General features: G+C 64.4%; 17 protein-coding genes and 1 tRNA gene. 11 read left to right on the top strand and 7 right to left on the bottom strand.

Annotated elements, in window-relative coordinates:
- Positions 1 to 374: 374 nt before the first annotated feature.
- On the top strand, positions 375 to 2864 hold the full coding sequence (locus tag IVA79_RS02220; RefSeq protein ID WP_247550085.1) for an EAL domain-containing protein: 2490 nt from the start codon (positions 375 to 377) through the stop codon (positions 2862 to 2864).
- A 298-nt stretch (positions 2865 to 3162) separates the two neighbouring features.
- Here the strand turns inward: IVA79_RS02220 and IVA79_RS02215 are convergent, their stop codons facing one another.
- A complete protein-coding gene (locus IVA79_RS02215; RefSeq protein WP_247550083.1) occupies positions 3163 to 4146 on the bottom strand; it encodes a LacI family DNA-binding transcriptional regulator in 984 nt (327 codons plus the stop codon).
- A 330-nt stretch (positions 4147 to 4476) separates the two neighbouring features.
- Here IVA79_RS02215 and IVA79_RS02210 point away from each other — a divergent pair, with 330 nt between their 5' ends.
- The 5 genes from IVA79_RS02210 (at position 4477) to IVA79_RS02190 (ending at position 11341) form a co-directional block, all read left to right on the top strand.
- Positions 4477 to 5769, top strand: coding sequence for an ABC transporter substrate-binding protein (locus IVA79_RS02210; protein ID WP_247550081.1), 1293 nt, complete (start codon positions 4477 to 4479; stop codon positions 5767 to 5769).
- 154 nt (positions 5770 to 5923) lie between these two features.
- On the top strand, positions 5924 to 6844 hold the full coding sequence (locus IVA79_RS02205) for a sugar ABC transporter permease (protein WP_247550545.1): 921 nt from the start codon (positions 5924 to 5926) through the stop codon (positions 6842 to 6844).
- A 10-nt stretch (positions 6845 to 6854) separates the two neighbouring features.
- Complete coding sequence (locus IVA79_RS02200) at positions 6855 to 7910, top strand: carbohydrate ABC transporter permease (RefSeq protein WP_247550544.1); 1056 nt, start codon at positions 6855 to 6857, stop codon at positions 7908 to 7910.
- A 19-nt stretch (positions 7911 to 7929) separates the two neighbouring features.
- Entirely contained in the window at positions 7930 to 9009 is a 1080-nt protein-coding gene (ugpC, locus tag IVA79_RS02195) for a sn-glycerol-3-phosphate ABC transporter ATP-binding protein UgpC (protein ID WP_247550079.1), read from the top strand.
- A gap of 19 nt (positions 9010 to 9028) precedes the next feature.
- Positions 9029 to 11341 carry a glycoside hydrolase family 31 protein gene (locus tag IVA79_RS02190; protein WP_247550077.1) on the top strand — a complete coding sequence of 771 codons (2313 nt, stop codon included), beginning with the start codon at positions 9029 to 9031 and terminating at the stop codon, positions 11339 to 11341.
- Positions 11342 to 11442: 101 nt separating this feature from the next.
- On the opposite strand, the gene IVA79_RS02185 is transcribed toward IVA79_RS02190, so the two are convergent.
- Positions 11443 to 11527: transfer RNA gene (locus tag IVA79_RS02185), tRNA-Leu, on the bottom strand.
- A gap of 156 nt (positions 11528 to 11683) precedes the next feature.
- On the opposite strand from IVA79_RS02185, the gene IVA79_RS02180 reads away from it, so the two are divergent.
- Positions 11684 to 12226 (top strand): disulfide bond formation protein B, encoded by a 543-nt coding sequence (locus IVA79_RS02180; protein ID WP_247550075.1) that lies wholly within the window; start codon positions 11684 to 11686, stop codon positions 12224 to 12226.
- Positions 12227 to 12344: 118 nt separating this feature from the next.
- Here the strand turns inward: IVA79_RS02180 and IVA79_RS02175 are convergent, their stop codons facing one another.
- A complete protein-coding gene (locus tag IVA79_RS02175; protein WP_247550073.1) occupies positions 12345 to 13433 on the bottom strand; it encodes an AbrB family transcriptional regulator in 1089 nt (362 codons plus the stop codon).
- A 92-nt stretch (positions 13434 to 13525) separates the two neighbouring features.
- The gene (locus IVA79_RS02170) at positions 13526 to 13807 is read right to left on the bottom strand and encodes a PsiF family protein (RefSeq protein ID WP_247550071.1); all 282 of its coding nucleotides are present in this window, start codon (positions 13805 to 13807) and stop codon (positions 13526 to 13528) included.
- A 200-nt stretch (positions 13808 to 14007) separates the two neighbouring features.
- Here IVA79_RS02170 and IVA79_RS02165 point away from each other — a divergent pair, with 200 nt between their 5' ends.
- The gene (locus IVA79_RS02165) at positions 14008 to 14490 is read left to right on the top strand and encodes a hypothetical protein (RefSeq protein ID WP_247550061.1); all 483 of its coding nucleotides are present in this window, start codon (positions 14008 to 14010) and stop codon (positions 14488 to 14490) included.
- A 46-nt stretch (positions 14491 to 14536) separates the two neighbouring features.
- On the opposite strand, the gene IVA79_RS02160 is transcribed toward IVA79_RS02165, so the two are convergent.
- Positions 14537 to 15085: a TetR/AcrR family transcriptional regulator gene (locus tag IVA79_RS02160; RefSeq protein ID WP_247550060.1), complete on the bottom strand. Its 549-nt coding sequence runs from the start codon at positions 15083 to 15085 to the stop codon at positions 14537 to 14539.
- Between the two features lie 114 nt (positions 15086 to 15199).
- Here IVA79_RS02160 and IVA79_RS02155 point away from each other — a divergent pair, with 114 nt between their 5' ends.
- From IVA79_RS02155 to IVA79_RS02145, 3 genes are all read left to right on the top strand, one after another.
- Entirely contained in the window at positions 15200 to 15628 is a 429-nt protein-coding gene (locus IVA79_RS02155; RefSeq protein WP_247550058.1) for an acyl-CoA thioesterase, read from the top strand.
- Between the two features lie 3 nt (positions 15629 to 15631).
- Positions 15632 to 16075: a PaaI family thioesterase gene (locus tag IVA79_RS02150; RefSeq protein ID WP_247550056.1), complete on the top strand. Its 444-nt coding sequence runs from the start codon at positions 15632 to 15634 to the stop codon at positions 16073 to 16075.
- A gap of 97 nt (positions 16076 to 16172) precedes the next feature.
- Positions 16173 to 16832 carry a DsbA family protein gene (locus tag IVA79_RS02145; RefSeq protein WP_247550055.1) on the top strand — a complete coding sequence of 220 codons (660 nt, stop codon included), beginning with the start codon at positions 16173 to 16175 and terminating at the stop codon, positions 16830 to 16832.
- A gap of 78 nt (positions 16833 to 16910) precedes the next feature.
- On the opposite strand, the gene IVA79_RS02140 is transcribed toward IVA79_RS02145, so the two are convergent.
- Both IVA79_RS02140 and IVA79_RS02135 read right to left on the bottom strand, forming a co-directional pair.
- The gene (locus IVA79_RS02140) at positions 16911 to 17117 is read right to left on the bottom strand and encodes a hypothetical protein (RefSeq protein WP_247550053.1); all 207 of its coding nucleotides are present in this window, start codon (positions 17115 to 17117) and stop codon (positions 16911 to 16913) included.
- 81 nt (positions 17118 to 17198) lie between these two features.
- The gene (locus IVA79_RS02135) at positions 17199 to 18269 is read right to left on the bottom strand and encodes a phospholipase (protein WP_247550051.1); all 1071 of its coding nucleotides are present in this window, start codon (positions 18267 to 18269) and stop codon (positions 17199 to 17201) included.
- Positions 18270 to 18277: the final 8 nt, after the last annotated feature.

Genomic DNA, 18277 nt, shown 5'->3' with positions numbered 1-18277 from the left:
ACCACGAGGTGCATAATTTGGCAAAGAAACCTAAACCTTCTGTTGTCGCAACGCCGTGCCTTTTGGAATCATCGGTGTGGCGAACAGAAAGTGAAAGCACACAATCTGATGGTTTCGAAAAACCAATTGGTAATTAACTAGCCACAAATAGACGGCAAATTGACGATTTAGAGGGTTTCACTCGCCTAAATTCGGCGCCTGGAAGACAAGTCAGTGGGGGCCTCAGTGAGCGACATTGATCGGTCCCCGCAAGTTCAGGGTGCTGGCAGGTGGTGGCGACTGACACCGATATGGCGAAGGCATCGAGGGCGCCGCCCCGCTGGCGTCGTTGGGCCGTTCCGTCCGGGGTCCCAGGTTTCCCCTCGTCTATTGCCATGCGCCTTGTTGCCGTCGTGCTCGCGACCGGCGTGCTCGGGCTCGGCCTCATCGGTGGCTTGACGGCGCTACGCCTGCAGCAGCAACTGAGGCAGCAGGCTGCGGCACTGGGCGAACTCTCAGAGGACCAGCTCGCTCATCGCCTCGACGGCGAGGCGCAGTTGGCGCGAGCGCGAATCGAGGTCCTCGGCGCGGAAACCGCATCACGCCTGCGTCAGATCACTCAGCGCGCCGATATCGCCAAGGCGGTCGCCTCGAACAACGATGTGACGATCCGCGAGCTGCTCAGCATCGTTGCTTCGACCTCCGGCTTCGAAAGGCTGATCGCCTTCGACGAAACCGGCCGCGTGATCGGCGCCAACACGCCCCTCGACCTCCTCGCTCTGAACGGGGCGATCGAGGGGACCGACCTCTCTGTCAATCTCAGGGCGATCCTCAAGGACAATAGCCGCTCGCACCCGCGGGGTGAGGAAGGCACCTATGAGCTCAAATTGGGTGAATTGTCAGCGCTTCGCCTGCCGGAGCGCCGCACTATAGCGCACACCGCAATCGAGCCCGTGTTCGACGCCTTCGGCGACCTCATCGGCGCGCTTGTCGCCATCCGACCGCTCGGGCGCACGGAGCGGACGCTCGAGAACTTCACTTCGCTAGCTAATGCCGGCGTGGTTATTATCATGGGTGACAACGAGATCGTGTCTTCCGCGGGGCCTGAACGGGTGAAATTCAGCACCGCGGGGGCGCGTTTGGGCGGGCTGCAGCGCTCGGATGACGGCAACTATGTCGCGCGCTGTGTCCAATATGAAGCCACGCTCAAGGTGTGTACGTTCGCGAGCGCATCGCTCGTGACGACGACACGCGATCAGATGTTCCAGATCGGCGCCGCCCATACCCGTTCGCTGATGTGGCAGTTCCTGGCATCCGCGGCGCTGGCGCTCGGTGCCTTGGTTATCGCGTTGTTGGCCGCCGTAAGGCACCTCACGAAAGGACTTTCGGAACTCGCCAAGACCGCCCAGGAAATCGCGGGAGGCAATCTCGACGTTCCGTTCCGCGCAACGGGCATCGGCGAGGTTCGCGGCCTCGGCCTCGCATTCGAGCGAATGCTGACGCATTTGCGGGCAAGCACGCGAAGAATTCGTCAGCTCGCTTTCTACGATACGGTGAGCCGCATTCCCAATCGGGAGAAGATGCGCGTCGATGCGCCGGCGCTCATCGACGCTGAAGAAGGCGGAGCGCTGTTCTTCCTCGACCTCGATGGCTTCAAATCCATCAACGACACTTTCGGGCACAAGGCTGGCGACGAGCTGCTCAAGATGGTGGCCGAGCGCTTGAGCAATTTGCTGACGTCCAACCTCGCTGCCGGCAAAAGTCTGCTCGCCCGGGTCGGGGGAGACGAGTTCGTCGCCATCATCGCCGGGGTGAAGACGGTCGAGGCCGCGAGCCTCTGTGCCCGCGAGATGATCGAGACGCTGCAGGTTTCCTTCAAGCTCCAGAGCAACCATGCGACCATCGGCGCCAGCATCGGCGTTGCGATCTGGCCCACCCACGGCACAACCTATGACGATCTCCTGATCCGCGCCGACCTTGCGATGTACGTCGCGAAGAGCTCGGGACGCAATACCCACGCATTCTTCACTCCGGATCTCGCAGAGGTCGCGCGTGCCCGGCATGCGCTAGAAACCGATCTCGCCTTGGCGATCCGCAATGAAGAGCTCGTCGTCCATTACCAACCCAAGGTGTCCTGCGTGGATGGCCGCATCGTAGGGGTGGAGGCGCTGGCGCGCTGGCATCATCCGAAGGAGGGCAACATTCCTCCTCAGCGCTTCATCAAGATCGCGGAAGAGATCGGCCTCATCATGGAGATCGACCGCTTTGTGCTCAGGCGCGCGCTCGCCGAAATCGGGGGCTTGATCCGGGCCGGCTCAAACCTCGTGCTTGCCGTAAATGTCGCAGCGACGGAAATCGAGGACCCGCTGTTCATCAAGGATATCGTCACGACCGTTCGCAAGGCCGACTTCCCGCCGCCACACCTCGAGATCGAGATCACAGAGTCGGTCGCGATGCGCAATCCTGATGTCGTGCGCGAGAGGATAAGCCTGCTCAGGCAATTGGGCATACGCTTCGCAATGGATGATTTCGGAGCCGGCTACTCGAATCTTTCGACGATGGCGAGGCTCCCCTTCGACGCCGTGAAGCTCGATCGCACGCTCGTCGCGGGTGTCGCGCAAGACCGCGAGAAGCAGACGATCCTTCGCCTGGCGCTCGGACTTGCGGACGAATTGGGGTTCGAAACGGTCGTAGAGGGCATCGAAACCGCCGAAGACCTTCGGTTCGCGGCCGAAAACGGCGCGACCATGGCGCAAGGTTATATTTTCTCTCCGCCGGTATCGCTCGAAGAGTTCATCGTCCTGCTCCAGCCGAGCCTTTTGGCTTCGGCGGTCGAAGTGGCGCCAAGGCGACACGGAGTGGAGCGGCAGGCTGCTATCCGCTGAGGCGTCAGCGACGACAGCGTCGAAGATGCCGATCAGGGACCGAATAGGCCCTATGGAAGCTCTGCAATGGCTCGCGGTTTTGCACTGAATGGTGGGAAATGGTGCGCCATTCCGGATAAAATTGCGAACTGCTATATCATTGAAATATCGATATGATCTCTAGTGTTGGTCAGGCGGTGACGCATGCGCTTACCCAGAGCACCGGCGTCTCCGATCGGCCCTTTCCAAATCCTGCACGTGCGCAAGCGAGACGCATCCGAACCGGAACGCGGCCGGATTCCCCGTGAACGGTCGTGTGTCAGCCGAACTTGTAGGGAAGCAGGCGTTCGCCAAAAGGTTCGCCTCGCCAGATCAATTGCAGGCCCGCGACGATCTCCGCCCCGTAGACGGCGTAGGGAATTTCAATCGACTTCAACCAGGGTGCGACCCACTGGTTAAGAGGCGTGCCGTCGATGCTGACCAGATCGCAATCGCCGGGAATTTTCAGGCCGTGTTCAAGCGCGCGCCGGTTCACCCCGTAGGCGATTTGGTCGCTGACACAGAGAATGGCGTCCGGCGTGTCGCTGCCGCCGAAAATTCGCGCGCCGGCCTCATAGCCGACCTGAAGATGCGATCGTCCTTCCCCGTCGGCCCGGATGATCGCCTCGTCGGACCATCCACGCTCCCGCAGCCCGGCCAGGAAGCCGGACACACGGTCCCGCGATGCGGACGAACCCAGCCGCGGAAAAACAACGGCCGGGGCTCGCCGCCCGAGATCTGCGAAATAGTCGGCGACGCGAGCACCCGCTGCGCGATCATCGATTCCGACGAACGGGCCACTGCCGGTCGGATTGCGGCGAGTCACGAACACCGCCGGGGCGCCCGACGCGGAAAGTTCGCTCAACCCGGGGCTCGGCACCGCCGCGACGAGGACATAGCCGCGCACCATCTGGGCCCGCATCGCGTGGAGATACTCGTCCTGAAGTTCGGGGCGGTCGTGCGTGTCGCAGAGGATCATCACGTAACCGGCCTCGCGTAGCGCCGCCTCGGTGGAACTTGCAATGGTCGCCATCGCCGGATTGTCGAGATTGGCGGCGATCATCGCCACAAGCTGACTTTGACCACGCTGGAGCGCCCGTCCCACCCGATTTGGCCGGTAACCTACCGCCTCAATCGCGTCGAGCACCCGCGCCACCGTGGCGGGGGAGGCGCGGCGCATCTCGCCGTTGACGATCCGCGATACGGTTGAAACCGAAACGCCGGCGCGGGCTGCAACCGTGGCAAGTGAGACGTCTTCCCGCATCGGCCTCCACGGGGTCTGATCCGATTGTCTTTTCATAGTCATCCGGAATGTCTGCTGTCGAGGTTCCTCCGCGACCACCCACGGGAGAGTTTGAAGGAAGATTGACAAATTGGCAAACGTTTGCCAAAGGTGATTTCACCCCTCAATGGGGGGCGCTCATCGACCCGCCTGTCGGTCTGCGTGCGCCCAAACGTGTGAGTAAGGCATCCGGCCTGAACGGATGCCGATGTCGAAGGAAACGCCTGCGCTGGGGATCCGTCTGAGAACGGACCCGTGCGCCTATCCCGCGAGGACCCCGTATCGGGGCCAACCGGCGGAGGAGATACGACCATGCGTGTCGCTACGTCCGTTATAACGTCTTTTCTGCTGTCCCTGCTGGCCGCCACCGTGTTCGGCGGGCCAGTCGCTGCCGAGACCACGACGCTGCGAATGACCTGGTACTCGGACGGCAACGAGGGCGAGGTGATGGCTGACCTACTCAAGCGATTCCACGCGCAGAACAAGGACATCGAAATCGTCCTCGATCAGGTGCCGTACAAGGCGGTCAACGAGACCTTGCCGGTGCAGCTGGCCTCCGGCCAGGGCCCCGATATGGCGCGTATCGTCGACATGGGCGGTCTGTCGCGCTTCGCACTCGATATGCGTCCTTTTCTTAAGGATCCCACCTACTGGGAGACGAACTTCGGTCCTTTCCTCGAATGGATGCGCCCGGCTGGCGATACCAAGGCAATTCCGGGCTTCATGACGCAGCTCACCGTAACCGGCCCCTTCGTCAACAAGACCCTGTTCGAGCAGGCCGGCGTCGCGATGCCGGGCGAGCAGTCGACCTGGGAGGATTGGGCGAAGGCGGTGAAGCAGGTTGCAGACAAGGTCCAGGCGCCGTTCCCGCTCGCACTCGACCGCTCGGGCCACCGATTCTATGCGCTCGCCGTATCGCAAGGCACCCAGGTCTTCGGCGCGAACGGCGAACCTGATGTCGTCGACGACGGGTTCAAACGCGCGGCGCAGCTCGTCTACGACTGGCATAAGTCCGGCGTGATGTCGAAGGAGCTGTGGGGCTCGGTCTCGGGTACCGCCTATCGCGGCGCCAACGACGAATTCAAGAACGCGCAGGTCGTGATGTATCTGTCCGGATCGTGGCAGATCAGCCAGTTCGCCAAGACCATCGGTGACGCCTTCGACTGGGTGGCGGTGCCCAATCCTTGCGGGCCGGGCGGGTGCAGCAGCATGCCGGGCGGCGCCGGTCTCGTGGCCTTCAAGACGACCCAGCATCCCAAGGAAGTCGCGCGGGTGATGGAATATCTCGCGAGCGAACCGGTGCTGGCGGAGTTCTACTCGCGCTCGCTCTTCGTGCCCGGCCACCTTGGGCTCGCGAAGAAGGGCATCGACTACCCGACGGCTGGCCCGGATGCTGCTGCCGCGCTGAAGGTCTTCACCGTGAGCGCCGCCCAGATTTCCCCGATCGCTTATCGAACCCAAGGCTACGGCAACAGCCGGATCGTCCTGAACGCCGTCATCAGCCGGCTCGGGCAGGCGGTCTCCGGCGAGACGACGCTCGAGGACGCCTACAAGCGCATCACGGCCGACGTCGCGCAACAGATCTCCGAGCGCAACAAGAAGTGACGCGAACTGGTTCATCGGCCGGAGGATCACTGCCATGCCGGACATTCCGTCCGCCATTCGACCGGAGCGCGGCATAGCAATTGGCGCGTTCTCACGGCTTGGGCAATCCGCTGTCCTGCCGGTTGGCGTCGCGTTGCGGCTGCTCGATCCGCCGATGCGCTGGATCCAGCGCATGATCGGCGCGAGGCAGATGGCCTACGTGTTCCTGCTGCCTAACTTCGTCTTCTTTGGCCTGTTCGTGTTCCTGCCGATCGGTATCAACATCGTGTTCTCGGTGACCGGCGGCACGGCCCTGTTTCCCTCGCAGCGCCCCTATGTCGGCGGCGACCAGTTCGCCTATCTGTTCGACTGCGGCTCCTATCTCGATCCGGCGAGTTGCCGCGAGGACCATTTCTGGCGCGGCGTCGCCAATACCGCGAAGTTCATCGTATTCCAGGTGACGGCGATGGTGCTGATTTCGCTCGTCACGGCGCTCGTCCTCAACATGAAGATCCGCGGTCGCGGCTTTTTCCGCGCGGTATATTTCTTCCCCGTCCTGCTGTCGCCCGTGGTCGTCGCGCTGATCTGGAAATGGATCCTGCAGCGCGACGGGCTCCTCAACGCCGCCATCACCACGCTCGGTGGGCAGAAGATCCTGTTCTTCGTCGATCCGAGCTGGGCGATGTTCTGGGCGGTGTTCGTCTCGGTGTGGGCGCATATGGGGTTCTATACCCTGATCCTGCTCGCCGGCCTGCAAGCGATCCCGGCCGACCTCTACGAGGCGGCGGAGATGGACGCGACGCCGCGCTGGCGCGTGCTGATACGCATCACGCTGCCGCTGCTATGGCCGAACATGATCGTCGTGATCGTGCTCGCGCTGATCAAGGGAGCGCAGACCTTCGACGAGGTCTTCGTGCTGACCGGCGGCGGTCCCGGCACCGCGACGCTGATGGTCGTCCAATACATCTATGAGACCGCGTTCTCCAGCCAGGTGCAGAATTTCGGCCTCGCCGCCGCCGCCTCCGTCGTGCTCGGCGTCGTCCTTTTCGTCCTGACACTCCTGCAATTCGCCGCCGCGCGGCGCAAAGAGGTCTGATATGGCAACCATGCGCCTTTCAAGCCTGCTTGGTCAGCGTCGCAACGGGCAAGGGCGGCCGCTGCACTGGACCGACGTCGCGGCCTACGTCTATCTCGCGTTCGGTGTCGTCCTGATGTTCGGGCCGGTGCTGTGGCTCGTGCTGTCATCGTTCAAGACCCAGAGCGCATTATTGGAATTTCCTCCATCGCTGCTGCCATTCGCACAGGTCGAGGTGACGGTACCAGATCAGCCACAGAAGCTGCCGCTGTTCCGCGTGACGCTTCCCGACGGCACGACACGCGAACTGGCGCAGATCCGGCGCGTCGGGCTCATGGCCCAGATGGTCGATCCCGCCGATCCCTCGCAACAGTTCCGCGTCGCGATCGACAAGCGCGGGCCGGTGCGCCGCATAGCGCTTGCGACCGAGAATTACAGCGAGCCGCTGCAGCGCTTCGCCTTCCTGCGCTTCCTGTCCAATTCGGTATTCGTGACCGTTGTCGCGACGCTGATCACGCTGCTGATCAATTCCATGGCCTCCTACGGGCTCGCCATCTACCAGTTCCCCGGCAAGCAGGCGGCGACGCTGGCGGTGATCGGAACGCTGATGATCCCGATGACCATCATCCTCGTGCCGGTCTATCTGGTGGTGACCGAACTCGGCCTCACCAACTCGCTGTGGGCTGTGATCCTGCCGGGTGCCGCGACGCCGACGGGCGTGTTCCTGCTCCGGCAGTACATGCTGACCTTGCCAAAGGATCTGATCGAGGCCGCGCGCATGGACAAGGCGTCCGAGTGGCAGATCTATTGGCGCATCGTCATGCCGCTGACCCTGCCGGCGCTGGCGGTTCTGGCGATTTTCTCGATCATGTGGCGCTGGAACGAATTCCTGTGGCCCCTCGCGGTGCTGACCAAGACCGAGGTCTACACGCTGCAGATCGCACTCAATGCGTTCCAGGGCGAACTCCAGACCCAGTGGCATTACCTGCTTGCGATGACAGTCGTGACGCTCATTCCCGTCGCGCTCGTCTTTGTCTTCCTCCAGCGCTTCATCACGACGGGCATCGGCTCGACGGGCATGAAGTGATCGATCGAGGCTATCGACCATGGCTGAACTGAAACTCGCGGGCGCACGCAAATCCTTCGGCACCATCGACGTGCTACACGACATCGATCTCGTCGTGAAGGATGGCGAATTCGTCGTCTTCGTCGGGCCGTCCGGTTGCGGAAAGTCGACGCTGCTGCGCGTCATCGCCGGCCTCGAAAACGTAACCAGCGGCGAGGTCCATATCGACGGGGAGCGCGTCACCCATCTGCCGGCCTCCGAGCGCGGGCTCGCCATGGTATTCCAGTCCTATGCGCTTTATCCGCACATGAGCGTGCGCAAGAACATGGCCTTCGCGCTCGAGAACATGGGGCTGAAGCCTGCGGCGATCGAGGAGCGGGTGGAGCGCGCCGCCGCCATGCTGCGGCTCACGGACTATCTCGACCGCAAACCCAAGGCGCTCTCCGGCGGACAGCGCCAGCGCGTCGCCATCGGCCGGGCCATCGTGCGCGATCCGAAGATCTTTCTGTTCGATGAGCCGTTGTCGAACCTCGACGCGGAGTTGCGCGTCGCGACGCGCAAGGAACTTGCCGCGCTGCATGCCAAGCTGGGCGGCACGATGATCTATGTCACCCACGATCAGGTCGAAGCCATGACGCTTGCCGACCGAATCGTGGTGCTAAAATCTGGCCGGATCGAGCAGATCGGCACACCCCTCGAACTCTACAATCACCCTTCGAATACCTTTGTTGCCGGCTTCATCGGTTCACCCCGGATGAACTTCCTGCCGGCTGTGGTGATTTCCGACGACGGTATGCTCCGCCTCACGGTCGGCGAACGTGAAGTCGCGTTACCCCGTGCGGCTTCCGGTCTCGCGGCCGGCGCGGCCGTGACGATCGGCATCCGCCCCGAGCATATCGACGTCGCGCCCGACACGGGCATGCTCACAGCAACTGTCGACCTCGTCGAGCGGCTTGGCGGTGAGACATTCATCTATGCCTCGGCGCCCGGCCTGCCGCAGATCACGCTGCGACAGGATGGCCAGTCACAGTTCTATCGCGGCGATGCGGTCGCGATCCGCTTCGCCGCCGGCCACCTGCACATTTTCGATGCAACCGGCGCATCCCTCGCCCGGCCCTGATCGACCCGGAGCCTGATTCATGAAAGCCCTGACCCATGGCCGCTTCCGCGGCCTCGACGGCCACGCCGCGCTGTTCGACCTCGCGACCGGACCGGCGGCGGCTCCGCTCGCGACGCTACGCGTCGCGATTCTGGAGAGCGACATCGGCCGCGTCACCTTGCGCCGGCAGGATGGCTATCGCCTCGACCGCGGCTGGGCGATCGCGCCTGATCGCACCGAGCCGCCGTTCGAGGGACGGTCGCGCGACGATGTCTCGGGCTTTGCCAATCCGAAGCCTTCGGTGTCGGAGGAGAGTTCCATCGTCACGATCGCGGCCGGTGGTCTCAGCGCACGGGTAGCGCTCGATCCGTTTGGCATCGCCTGGTACCGCGACGGCGAGCACCAGCCATTCCTGCGTGACCGCCCGACCCAGGCCTATTTGCTGTCGCGCAAGACAGGCGCTTTGCTGCACGCGATGGAACGGCACGAAGGCGAACGCCATTACGGCCTCGGCGACAAGGCCGGTCCGCTCGACCGCACCGGCCGGCGCTTCGCCATCGATGCCGTCGACCCCTGCGGCTACGATGCCGAGCTGTCCGACCCGCTCTACAAGATGCTGCCGTTCTTCATCGTCGACGGCGCGCGCGGCGCGCACGGCGTCTTCTACGATAATCTCGCCCTCGGCTCGGTCGACCTCGGTTGCACGCTCGACAACTACCACAACCTGTTCCGCAGCTATCGCGCCGAGGACGGCGACCTCGACTATTACGTGCTCGCCGGCCCGACGGTATCGGAGGTGACGCGTCGTTTTTCCTGGCTGACCGGCGGACAGGCCTTTGCGCCGCGCTGGACGCTCGGCTTCGCGATGACGACGATGACCATCGCCGACGCACCGGATGCGGACGCGCGGATCACCGCCTTCATCGAGGATTGCCGACGCCACGGCATTCGCTGCGACAGCTTTCATTTCGGCTCGGGCTACACCTCGATCGGCGACCGTCGCTACGTTTTCAACTGGAATCGCGACAAGTTTCCGGATCCGGCCGCGACCATGGCGCGGCTCAAAGCCGCCGGCATGCAGCCGGTCACCAACATCAAGCCCTGCCTGCTCGACGATCATCCGCGGCTTGATCAAGCAAGGGCCAATGGCATCCTGGTCGCCGACGGCGAGACCGGCGAGCCGGCGGTGGCGCAATTCTGGGACGGTCTCGGCTTCCACATCGACTTCACCAATCCGGAAGGACGGCGGTGGTGGGCGGACGGCATCCGCGACGCGCTGCTCGCCTATGGTGTGACGTCGGTCTGGAGCGACAACAACGAATTCGAGATCTGGGACGAAGACGCGGTGTGCGACGGTGACGGCCGTCCGTATCCGCAGGCGCTGGCCCGTCCGGCGCAGGCGCTGTTGATGCACAAGCTTGCCTACGAGACCCAGGCGGCGCAGGCACCGGACAAGCGTCCCTACACGATCACGCGTGCCGGCAGCGCGGGCATCGCCCGTTACGGCCAGACCTGGAGCGGCGACAACGAAACGTCCTGGAAGACGTTGCGCTACAACCTGACCCAGGGCCTCAACATGAGCCTGTCGGGCCTCTACAACATCGGCCATGACGTCGGTGGTTTCCATGGCCCGTCACCGGGTCCGGAACTGCTGTGCCGCTTCGTCGAGTTCTGCGCGCTGTGGCCGCGCATGGTGATGAATTCCTGGAAGACGAGCGGCATCGTCAATACGCCCTGGATGCATGAAAGCGTGCTTCCCGAGGTGCGATCCGTCCTGAAGCTTCGCCACAGCCTCGTGCCCTATCTTTATACCCAGATGTGGCGCGCGGCGCTGGACGACGTGCCGGCGGTGCGCCCGCTGTTGTGGGATTTCGCCTCCGACGGACTCGCAGCAACCGTCGAAGACGCTTTCATGCTTGGTCCCGATCTCCTCGTCGCTCCGGTGCTCGAGGAAGGCGCGACGATGCGAAAAGTCTATCTGCCCGCCCATCGCGGCGGCTGGTACGACTGGTATGACGGGACGCCCTACGAGGGCGGTCGGACCATCATCGTCGCTGCACCTCTGGGCCGGCTGCCCGTCTTCGCACGCGCGGGCGCGATCGTTCCGATCGAAGACGAGAAGGGGCTGACGGCGATCGTGTTCGGGGCGCCCGATCATGGCAGCTCCGGACTTATCTATCTCGACGATGGAGAGACTGCGGATTGGCGCAAGGCAGGCAGGACAATCGAATTCCGCCTGCGCGCCGACAATATCGGCTTCGTTCTCGACATCAGTGGAGGAGAGCTCGCGGCACCACTCCGCGTCCGCGGCGTGGGGGTGTCGAATCTGCGTCTTGCCGACACGACAAAGTGAGCCGCACCGCCGTCAGGGTCGGTCTCGATCGCACCAGGCGCTCAACGCATCGAGCTCGAACAGCGCCCGCCGCCTTAAAGGATTTAGAGATTTGATGTGAATGGTGCCCCTGGCCGGAATCGAACCAGCACTCCTTGCGGAACTCGATTTTGAGTCGAGCGCGTCTACCAGTTCCGCCACAGGGGCCCTCGGTCGGCCCTTGAGGGGAGCGTCGCGAAGCCGGCGGACTATAGCCATGGACAAAGCGGGGTCAACCCGCGCCAAAGTGATCCCGGCCGTTCTCGACAGCCGCATGCACCGGCGTTAGGGCTTAAGGGCGCGACCCACCGGAAAGAGGCTGCCGTGACGACCCAGAGTGCCGCGATACCTGCGTTGAAGCCGGCTGCCGGCGGCGCCGCGCTGACCGCCTCGCTGCTCGTCACGCTGATCGCGGCCGCGACCATCGCGGGCGCCTGGTTCTTCCAGCTGGTGCTGGAGATCCTGCCCTGTCCGCTCTGCCTGGAGCAGCGCTACGCCTACTACCTCGCGATTCCGCTCGGTGCGCTCACGGCGGTTGCGGCTCGAAATGCCGCGCCGCGGCCGCTGCTGCTGGCGGGGCTCGCGATCCTCGCGCTGGCGACGCTCGCCAATGCCGGTCTCGGCGCCTACCATTCCGGCGTCGAATGGGGGTTCTGGAAGGGGCCGACCGATTGCAGCGGCCCCGTCGTCAACCTCGGCAACGCCGGCGATCTTTTCTCGAAGCTCGACACCGTGAAGGTGGTGCGCTGCGACGAGGTGCAGTGGCGCTTCCTCGGCCTCTCGCTCGCCGGCTACAATGTGCTGATCTCGCTCGTGATGGCCGCGATTGCCGCGTGGGGCTTCGCAGGGACCGTGAAGCGTGCGTAGCTGCCGTAGGGTGGGCAAAAGCGCGCTCTTCGCGCGCTGTGCCCACCACCTGTAACGATTGAGAGAGATCGTGGGCACGGCGCAAGTGCGCCTTTGCCCACCCTACGAGAGCGTTCTGCTAGTCATCCACATCGTCCTGCGTGCGTCCGAACAGATGCACGATGCCCGGCGTCGCGATGGTCACGAACACGAAACGCGACAGATGGTGGGCGCCGACGAAGATCGGGTCGATGTGCAGCGTCAGCGCCAGTGCCAGCATGGCGTCCATCGCGCCCGGCGCGAAGGCGACGACGACGTCGGAGAATTTCACCTGCGTGGTGAGCGCGACGATGCCGACGAAGATGGCGGAGACGGCGATCGCCACGGTAAACGAGCCCAGTGCCGCGTTGATGTGGCCGGCGAGCGTCTTGATCCGCATCCGCGCGAAACGGCTGCCGATCAGCGCGCCGATCCCGACCAGCGCCACGCCGCGCCCCCAGTCCGGCAGGCCGCCCTCGATCCAGCCGGCGCCATGCAGCACGCTGGAGGCGATCATGGCGCCGAACATCCAGCTCGCGGGAAACTTGATCAGCCGCAGGAGCAGCGCCATCGCCAGCGAGGCCGCGGCCAGCTCGACGAGGTCGAGCGGCGAGGCGATCGTTGCGGTCGTCAGCGATGGCGCCGCGGAGGGCGCTACGCCTGCTATCGCCAGCACCATCGGCAGCGCCGCGGTGAGGATGATGACGCGCATGGTCTGCACCACCGCGATGCCCGGCAGGTCGGCGCCGCGCTCGACCGCCAGAATCGTGATCTGCGACAGCGCGCCGGGGCTGCCGGCCAGGAAGGCCGAGGTGCGGTCCCAGCCATGGACGCGCTGGAGGTAATAGCTGGAGCCGAAGGTCGAGCAGAAGGTCGCGAGCGCAAGCAGGCCGATGGTGAGGGGATAGGCACTGACCTGCTGCAGCAGATGGCGCGAGACCACCGAGCCCAGCGAAATGCCGAGCAGCACCAGCACGGTCTGCGTCAGGAGCGGCGGCAGCGACAATTGGCGGCCGGCGATGGCGGCGATGGCGACCGCGATCATCGAGCCCGAGATCAGCCCGCCGGGAAGGCCGGCGAAGAGAAACACCAGGCCGCCGGCGGTGCCAATGACGAGCGTCTCCGCCGTGCTCAAGAGCTTGGCACGGCTCGGCCATTCGAACGACAGGGAGGTGGAGATTGGCTTCACGCCGCCTTATCGCAAATCAGCGAGAAGCGCACAATTGCAGGCTCGTCATGCCGCAATGCGTGCGCCTCTCCCTGATGCTCGTGGAGGATCGCTTACTTCTTGTCGGCGGCAGGGGTGGCGGGCGCCGCGGTGCCGGCCCTCGCTTCCCTCTTGCACTCGCGGCGGAATTTCTTGCGCTCCTTGCCCTTCAATCCCTTGGCGTCGGCCTGCTTGGAGCATTCGAGCGATTCCGCCGAGCGCTCCTTCGGCGCCTTCCTCTCGGCAATGGCGGCTGCATCGGGCTTGGTCGCCGGCGCGGCAGTCTGCGCGAAGGCGGCGCCGCTGGCGAACAGGGAGGCGAGGGCGACGGCGGCAAGGCGGGACGTGAAGGTCATGTGTTGCACTCTGCTTGCGAGAATTGCGAAGGGAGGGACCGTCGGCTCGCGTTGCTGAACGCGACATGAATGATGAGAACGACGCGATCACTATATTTTGCCGGCGCAATGCATCGCATCCTTGTCGCAAGCGGCCGGCACGCTAGGATAGCAATGTTCGTTTCACGTCCGTCGAGGAAGACCAAGGAGGAGACCTAGGGATGACCATTCAATCAAGATGGCTGTGCGCGATTGCGTTGTCGGGATTTGCGGCGTTGGCAGCGTCGGTGCCAGCGCAGGCGCTGACGCCGCAGGAGTGCAGCGCGAAATACCAGGCGGCCAAGAAGGACGGCTCGCTCGGCACCATGAAGTGGAATGACTTCCGCAAGGCCCAGTGCGGCGCGGATGCAACGCCCGCCGCTGCGCCGACGGCGGCCGCGCCCGCAGCTCCCGCCGAGCCGAAACAGCCAAAGAAGGAGGCGGCCCCCGCCGCCGCGCCGGCCTTGCCGGCTGGCCCCGCCATCTATCCGAACGCGGTCGATCCGAAATACGCCAAGGAGCCCGCCGGCAAGGCGCGGATGCACACCTGCGTCGACCAGTACAACGCCAACAAGACCACCAACGGCAATGGTGGCTTGAAGTGGATCCAGAAGGGCGGCGGCTATTACAGCGAATGCACCAAGAAGCTGAAGGGCGCTGCCTGAGCTTCGTATCGACGCGAAGGCCGGAGCAGCGCTCCGGCCTTTTCGCCTAATCGAGCAGCTTTTCGGCCGATTTCGCCACCAGCTGCGCCCGCTTGCGCGGGCCGCGCTCGACGAACAAGAGGCTCTGGCCGAAGATGAAGCAGTAGAACAGGAAGGCCCGCGCGTCGGCCTCCTCGGCCGCAAGGCCGGTCGCGCGATAGAGTTCGGCGACGTGCTTGAGCCGTGCGGCGTCCACGCCCGCCACCGCCGCCGCCGCGTTCTCGTCCGAGCGGGCCCATTGCCGGATCGCGAGCTCGATCGCCATGGCTTCCGGATTGAGCCGCTCCGAATAGAGCTGGATCACCGCCTTCAGCCGTTCGCGGGGCTCTTGACCATCGAGGCGCGTCTGCTGCGCGATCGACGCCGCGCGCCCCTCGCGCCAGTGTTGCAGCATGGCGTCGAGCAGCGCAGCACGGTCGGCGAAGCGGCGGTAGAAGCCGCCCTTGGTGACGCCGAGGCTCTTGGCGAGCACCTCGACCCTGACCCCCTCGACCCCCGAGCGGGCGAGCTCGGCAAACGCCGCCTCGACCCAGACATCGCCCTTGCCGTCGCTCATGAAGAAAGCCTCGCCGATTCTTGATACGGTGCCGTATTGCTAGCGCGACGGCGCCCTGATACGCTACCGTATCAAGAAGCCACCAAAGGGCAGAACAGGGCAGGAGGAATTGCGATGGAGCAGGAGGCGACCTATCGCGGCACGGTCTATCCGTGGCAATGCGATCATGTCGGCCACATGAACATCATGTGGTATGTCGGCAAGTTCGACGAGGCCAATTGGAATCTGTTCGCCCGCCTGGGGCTGACGCCGAGTTACTTGCGCAGTTCCGGCCGCGGCATGGCGGCGGTGCAGCAGAACATCACCTACAGGCGCGAGCTGCTCGCCGGCGACATCGTCGAGATCCGCAGTCATCTGCTCGAGATCAGCGACAAGTCGATCCGCTTCCGGCACGACATGAGGAACGCCGAGACCGGCGAGATCGCGGCGACCTGCGAGATTACCGCTGTGCACATGGATCGTGGGCTGCGGAAGTCGGCGCCGTTCGCGGATGCCATCCGCGAAATTGCATTGCGGCAGCTTGCCGAGCCGGTCGAGGTGTAAGCCATGGCCGCATTCGAGCCGAAGAATCCGGGCTATCGCGCGGCGGCCATCGCCATGTTCGAAGCCCAGCCGGCGATGCGCACGCTCGGCATCGTGATCGTCCGCCTCGCGCCGGGCGAGGTCGAGCTGGCGATGCTGCATTCGCCGGCCTTCACGCAACAGAACGGCTTTGTCCATGCCGGCATCATTACGGCAGGCCTGGACAATGCCTGCGGTGTCGCCGCCTTCACTCTGATGCCACCCGAGGCTGGCATCCTCACCGTCGAGTTCAAGACCACGCTGCTTGCGCCCGCCCGCGGCGAACGCTTCGTCTTCAAGGCCGAGGTGGTCAAGCCCGGCCGCACGCTGACGTTCTGCGAGGCCAGGGCCTTTGCCGAGCACGAGGGCAAGACCACGCTGATCGCCACCATGACCGGAACACTGATGGCGATGCTGCCCCGCGCCTAGCACGCGATGACATCGTGCCCGCGACACTCTATATGAGCCGTAACAATTCCCGGTCCCGAGCCGTATTCGGGGAGATGGGACCGAAACGGGACGAGATATGGCTGGATCTGGGAAAAAGGGCCTGGTGCCGACGCGGCGTGCGGCGCTCACGCTGATCGGGGCGGGCGCCCTCGCGGCGGGCCGCATCACCTCGGCGCGGGCAGCTGCCGATGATGGCGAGGTGCTGACCGAAGCCAAGGTGCTGCGCGATCCCGACACGCCCGTCGCCGGCAATCCCAACGGCAACGTCACCATCGTCGAATGGTCCGACTACAATTGCCCCTATTGCCGCAAGCTCGAGCCCGAGCTGCGCCAGGTCGTCCAGGACGACGGCAAGGTGCGGCTGGTGATGAAGGACTGGCCGATCCTCGGACCGGTCTCGGTCACGGCGGCGCGAAGCGCACTCGCGGCGAAATTCCAGGACAAGTACCATCCGGCCCATGACGCCCTGATCGGCGTCAGCTCGCGCCTGACCGAGCCGCGCATCAACGAGCTACTCGCGGCCGCCGGCGTCGACATGGATCGCCTGAAACGCGATCTTGCCGACCATGGCAGCGACATCGATGCCTTGCTCAAGCGCAACAACGAGCAGGCCGAAGCCTTCGGTTTCAGTGGCACCCCATCCTTCATCGTCGGCAAGTACCGCGTGCCCGGCGTGCTCAGCATGACCGAGTTCGAGCAGGTCATCGCCGATGCCCGCAAGGCCAAGATGAACTGACGCGCTGCGCTGATCCTAGCCAGCACAAAGGCGCCGCCGCGGATCCGCGGCGGCGCCTTGTTCATGATAGCCGCGTCGTTACTTCGACGAGATCCGGACCCAGTCCTTATGCGCGCGATCGCGCAGCGCATCCCAGTCCGCCTTCGCCACGTCCCAGTTCACGATGGTGCGATTGGTGATCGCCACCTCGCGATTGGCGACCGATGACGTCTGCATGGAATCATAAACGTAGACGCCGCTCGCAAGCAGCAGCGCGCCCAGGATCATTCCGAAAAAAGTCTTCATGGCGAACCTCCGGTGACCGGCAATAACGTCGGTCCGGACTGATGGTTCCGTGGCCATGCGGCGCATCCAAGGAGAGGTTGTTCACTCTCCATTCAGCCACGCCAGCAGCTCCGCGTTGATCTCGCGCGGATAGGTGTGGCTGAGGTCGTCGATCTCGCGATAAGCGACATCAGCGCCGGCCGCTGCGAGCGCTGCCTGCGTCTGCCGCGCGGTCTGCACCGGAAACATCCAGTCGAGCTTGCCGTGGGTGATGAAGACAGGCAGCCGCTGCAGGCGCGTGGCGTCGGCCATCTCCGCCATCAGCGGATGAAAGGTTGCTGACACCGGCGCCAGATGGGTGAAGGGCGAGGCGCCGTCGAGCCCGCTCACGTAACAGAAGGTGCCGCCGTCGCTCATGCCGGTCAGCAGCATGCGCGAGGCATCGATGCTCCAGCGGCTGCGCACGGTGTCGAGGATGCGCATGAGATTGGGCGTATCGGCATCATCGCCCATCAGCGCCCAGGTCGGGCCGGTCGCGGTCGGCGCCACCAGGATCGTGCCAAGGCTGCGGGCGTCGCGCACCCAGCTCCACAGAAAGCCGCGTCCGTTGCCACTGCCGCCATGCAGCGCCATCACCAGCGGCATGGCGCGATCGGGCGTGTAATATTCCGGCACATAGACCGAGAAGCCGCCGCGGCTGCCGGGTTCGTTGTGATCGTGGAAGATGCCGGTATTTTCGCTCGCTCCGACTTCGAACCGCGACAACAGGTCGGCATTTTCGCGATTGGCGGCGTTGAGAAAGAAGCTGCTCACTGGCGGAAATTGCAGCGCCAGCGGATAGAGCGCCTCCTGCGCGCGCGGCAGGTGGCGCAGCGCGCGGAAGACCGCGACGAGATCGCCATTGCCGCGCTCGACCTCGCGGATGCCGGCAAAGGCGGCGAGCGTCTCGTCGCAGGCGCGATCCAGTCGCTCGCGCAAGCCGGCGAACTGGTCCGGCCAATCCCCGATCGCAGTGCGTGCCGTCCGCAGTGCCTCCTCCGGCGTGCCGATCGCGTTCATGACGGAAGCAAAGGCCGGCGGATGCAGATGCCGGGCGAAAAATCCGAGCGCTTCCAGCGCATTGAGCAGCGGCGGGAGCACGGCCACGATGTCGTCCACAACGGCCTCGGTCATTGCGGATC

Source organism: Bradyrhizobium sp. 138, from assembly GCF_023074075.1.
Taxonomy (GTDB): Bacteria; Pseudomonadota; Alphaproteobacteria; order Rhizobiales; family Xanthobacteraceae; genus Bradyrhizobium.
Note: the sequence above shows the minus strand (reverse complement) of the source record. Positions and strands in the feature narration are given on the sequence as shown.

Bases quoted from the DNA above. Each gene is read 5' to 3' on its own strand.
- IVA79_RS02200 (WP_247550544.1), top strand. From the start codon at position 6,855: ATGCGCCTTTCAAGCCTGCTTGGTCAGCGTCGCAACGGGCAAGGGCGG.
- IVA79_RS02220 (WP_247550085.1), top strand. From the start codon at position 375: ATGCGCCTTGTTGCCGTCGTGCTCGCGACCGGCGTGCTCGGGCTCGGC.
- IVA79_RS02150 (WP_247550056.1), top strand. From the start codon at position 15,632: ATGGCCGCATTCGAGCCGAAGAATCCGGGCTATCGCGCGGCGGCCATC.
- IVA79_RS02145 (WP_247550055.1), top strand. From the start codon at position 16,173: ATGGCTGGATCTGGGAAAAAGGGCCTGGTGCCGACGCGGCGTGCGGCG.
- ugpC (WP_247550079.1), top strand. From the start codon at position 7,930: ATGGCTGAACTGAAACTCGCGGGCGCACGCAAATCCTTCGGCACCATC.
- IVA79_RS02160 (WP_247550060.1), bottom strand. From the start codon at position 15,085: ATGAGCGACGGCAAGGGCGATGTCTGGGTCGAGGCGGCGTTTGCCGAG.
- IVA79_RS02135 (WP_247550051.1), bottom strand. From the start codon at position 18,269: ATGACCGAGGCCGTTGTGGACGACATCGTGGCCGTGCTCCCGCCGCTG.
- IVA79_RS02215 (WP_247550083.1), bottom strand. From the start codon at position 4,146: ATGCGGGAAGACGTCTCACTTGCCACGGTTGCAGCCCGCGCCGGCGTT.
- IVA79_RS02210 (WP_247550081.1), top strand. From the start codon at position 4,477: ATGCGTGTCGCTACGTCCGTTATAACGTCTTTTCTGCTGTCCCTGCTG.
- IVA79_RS02165 (WP_247550061.1), top strand. From the start codon at position 14,008: ATGACCATTCAATCAAGATGGCTGTGCGCGATTGCGTTGTCGGGATTT.
- IVA79_RS02170 (WP_247550071.1), bottom strand. From the start codon at position 13,807: ATGACCTTCACGTCCCGCCTTGCCGCCGTCGCCCTCGCCTCCCTGTTC.
- IVA79_RS02190 (WP_247550077.1), top strand. From the start codon at position 9,029: ATGAAAGCCCTGACCCATGGCCGCTTCCGCGGCCTCGACGGCCACGCC.
- IVA79_RS02155 (WP_247550058.1), top strand. From the start codon at position 15,200: ATGGAGCAGGAGGCGACCTATCGCGGCACGGTCTATCCGTGGCAATGC.
- IVA79_RS02140 (WP_247550053.1), bottom strand. From the start codon at position 17,117: ATGAAGACTTTTTTCGGAATGATCCTGGGCGCGCTGCTGCTTGCGAGC.
- IVA79_RS02205 (WP_247550545.1), top strand. From the start codon at position 5,924: ATGCGCTGGATCCAGCGCATGATCGGCGCGAGGCAGATGGCCTACGTG.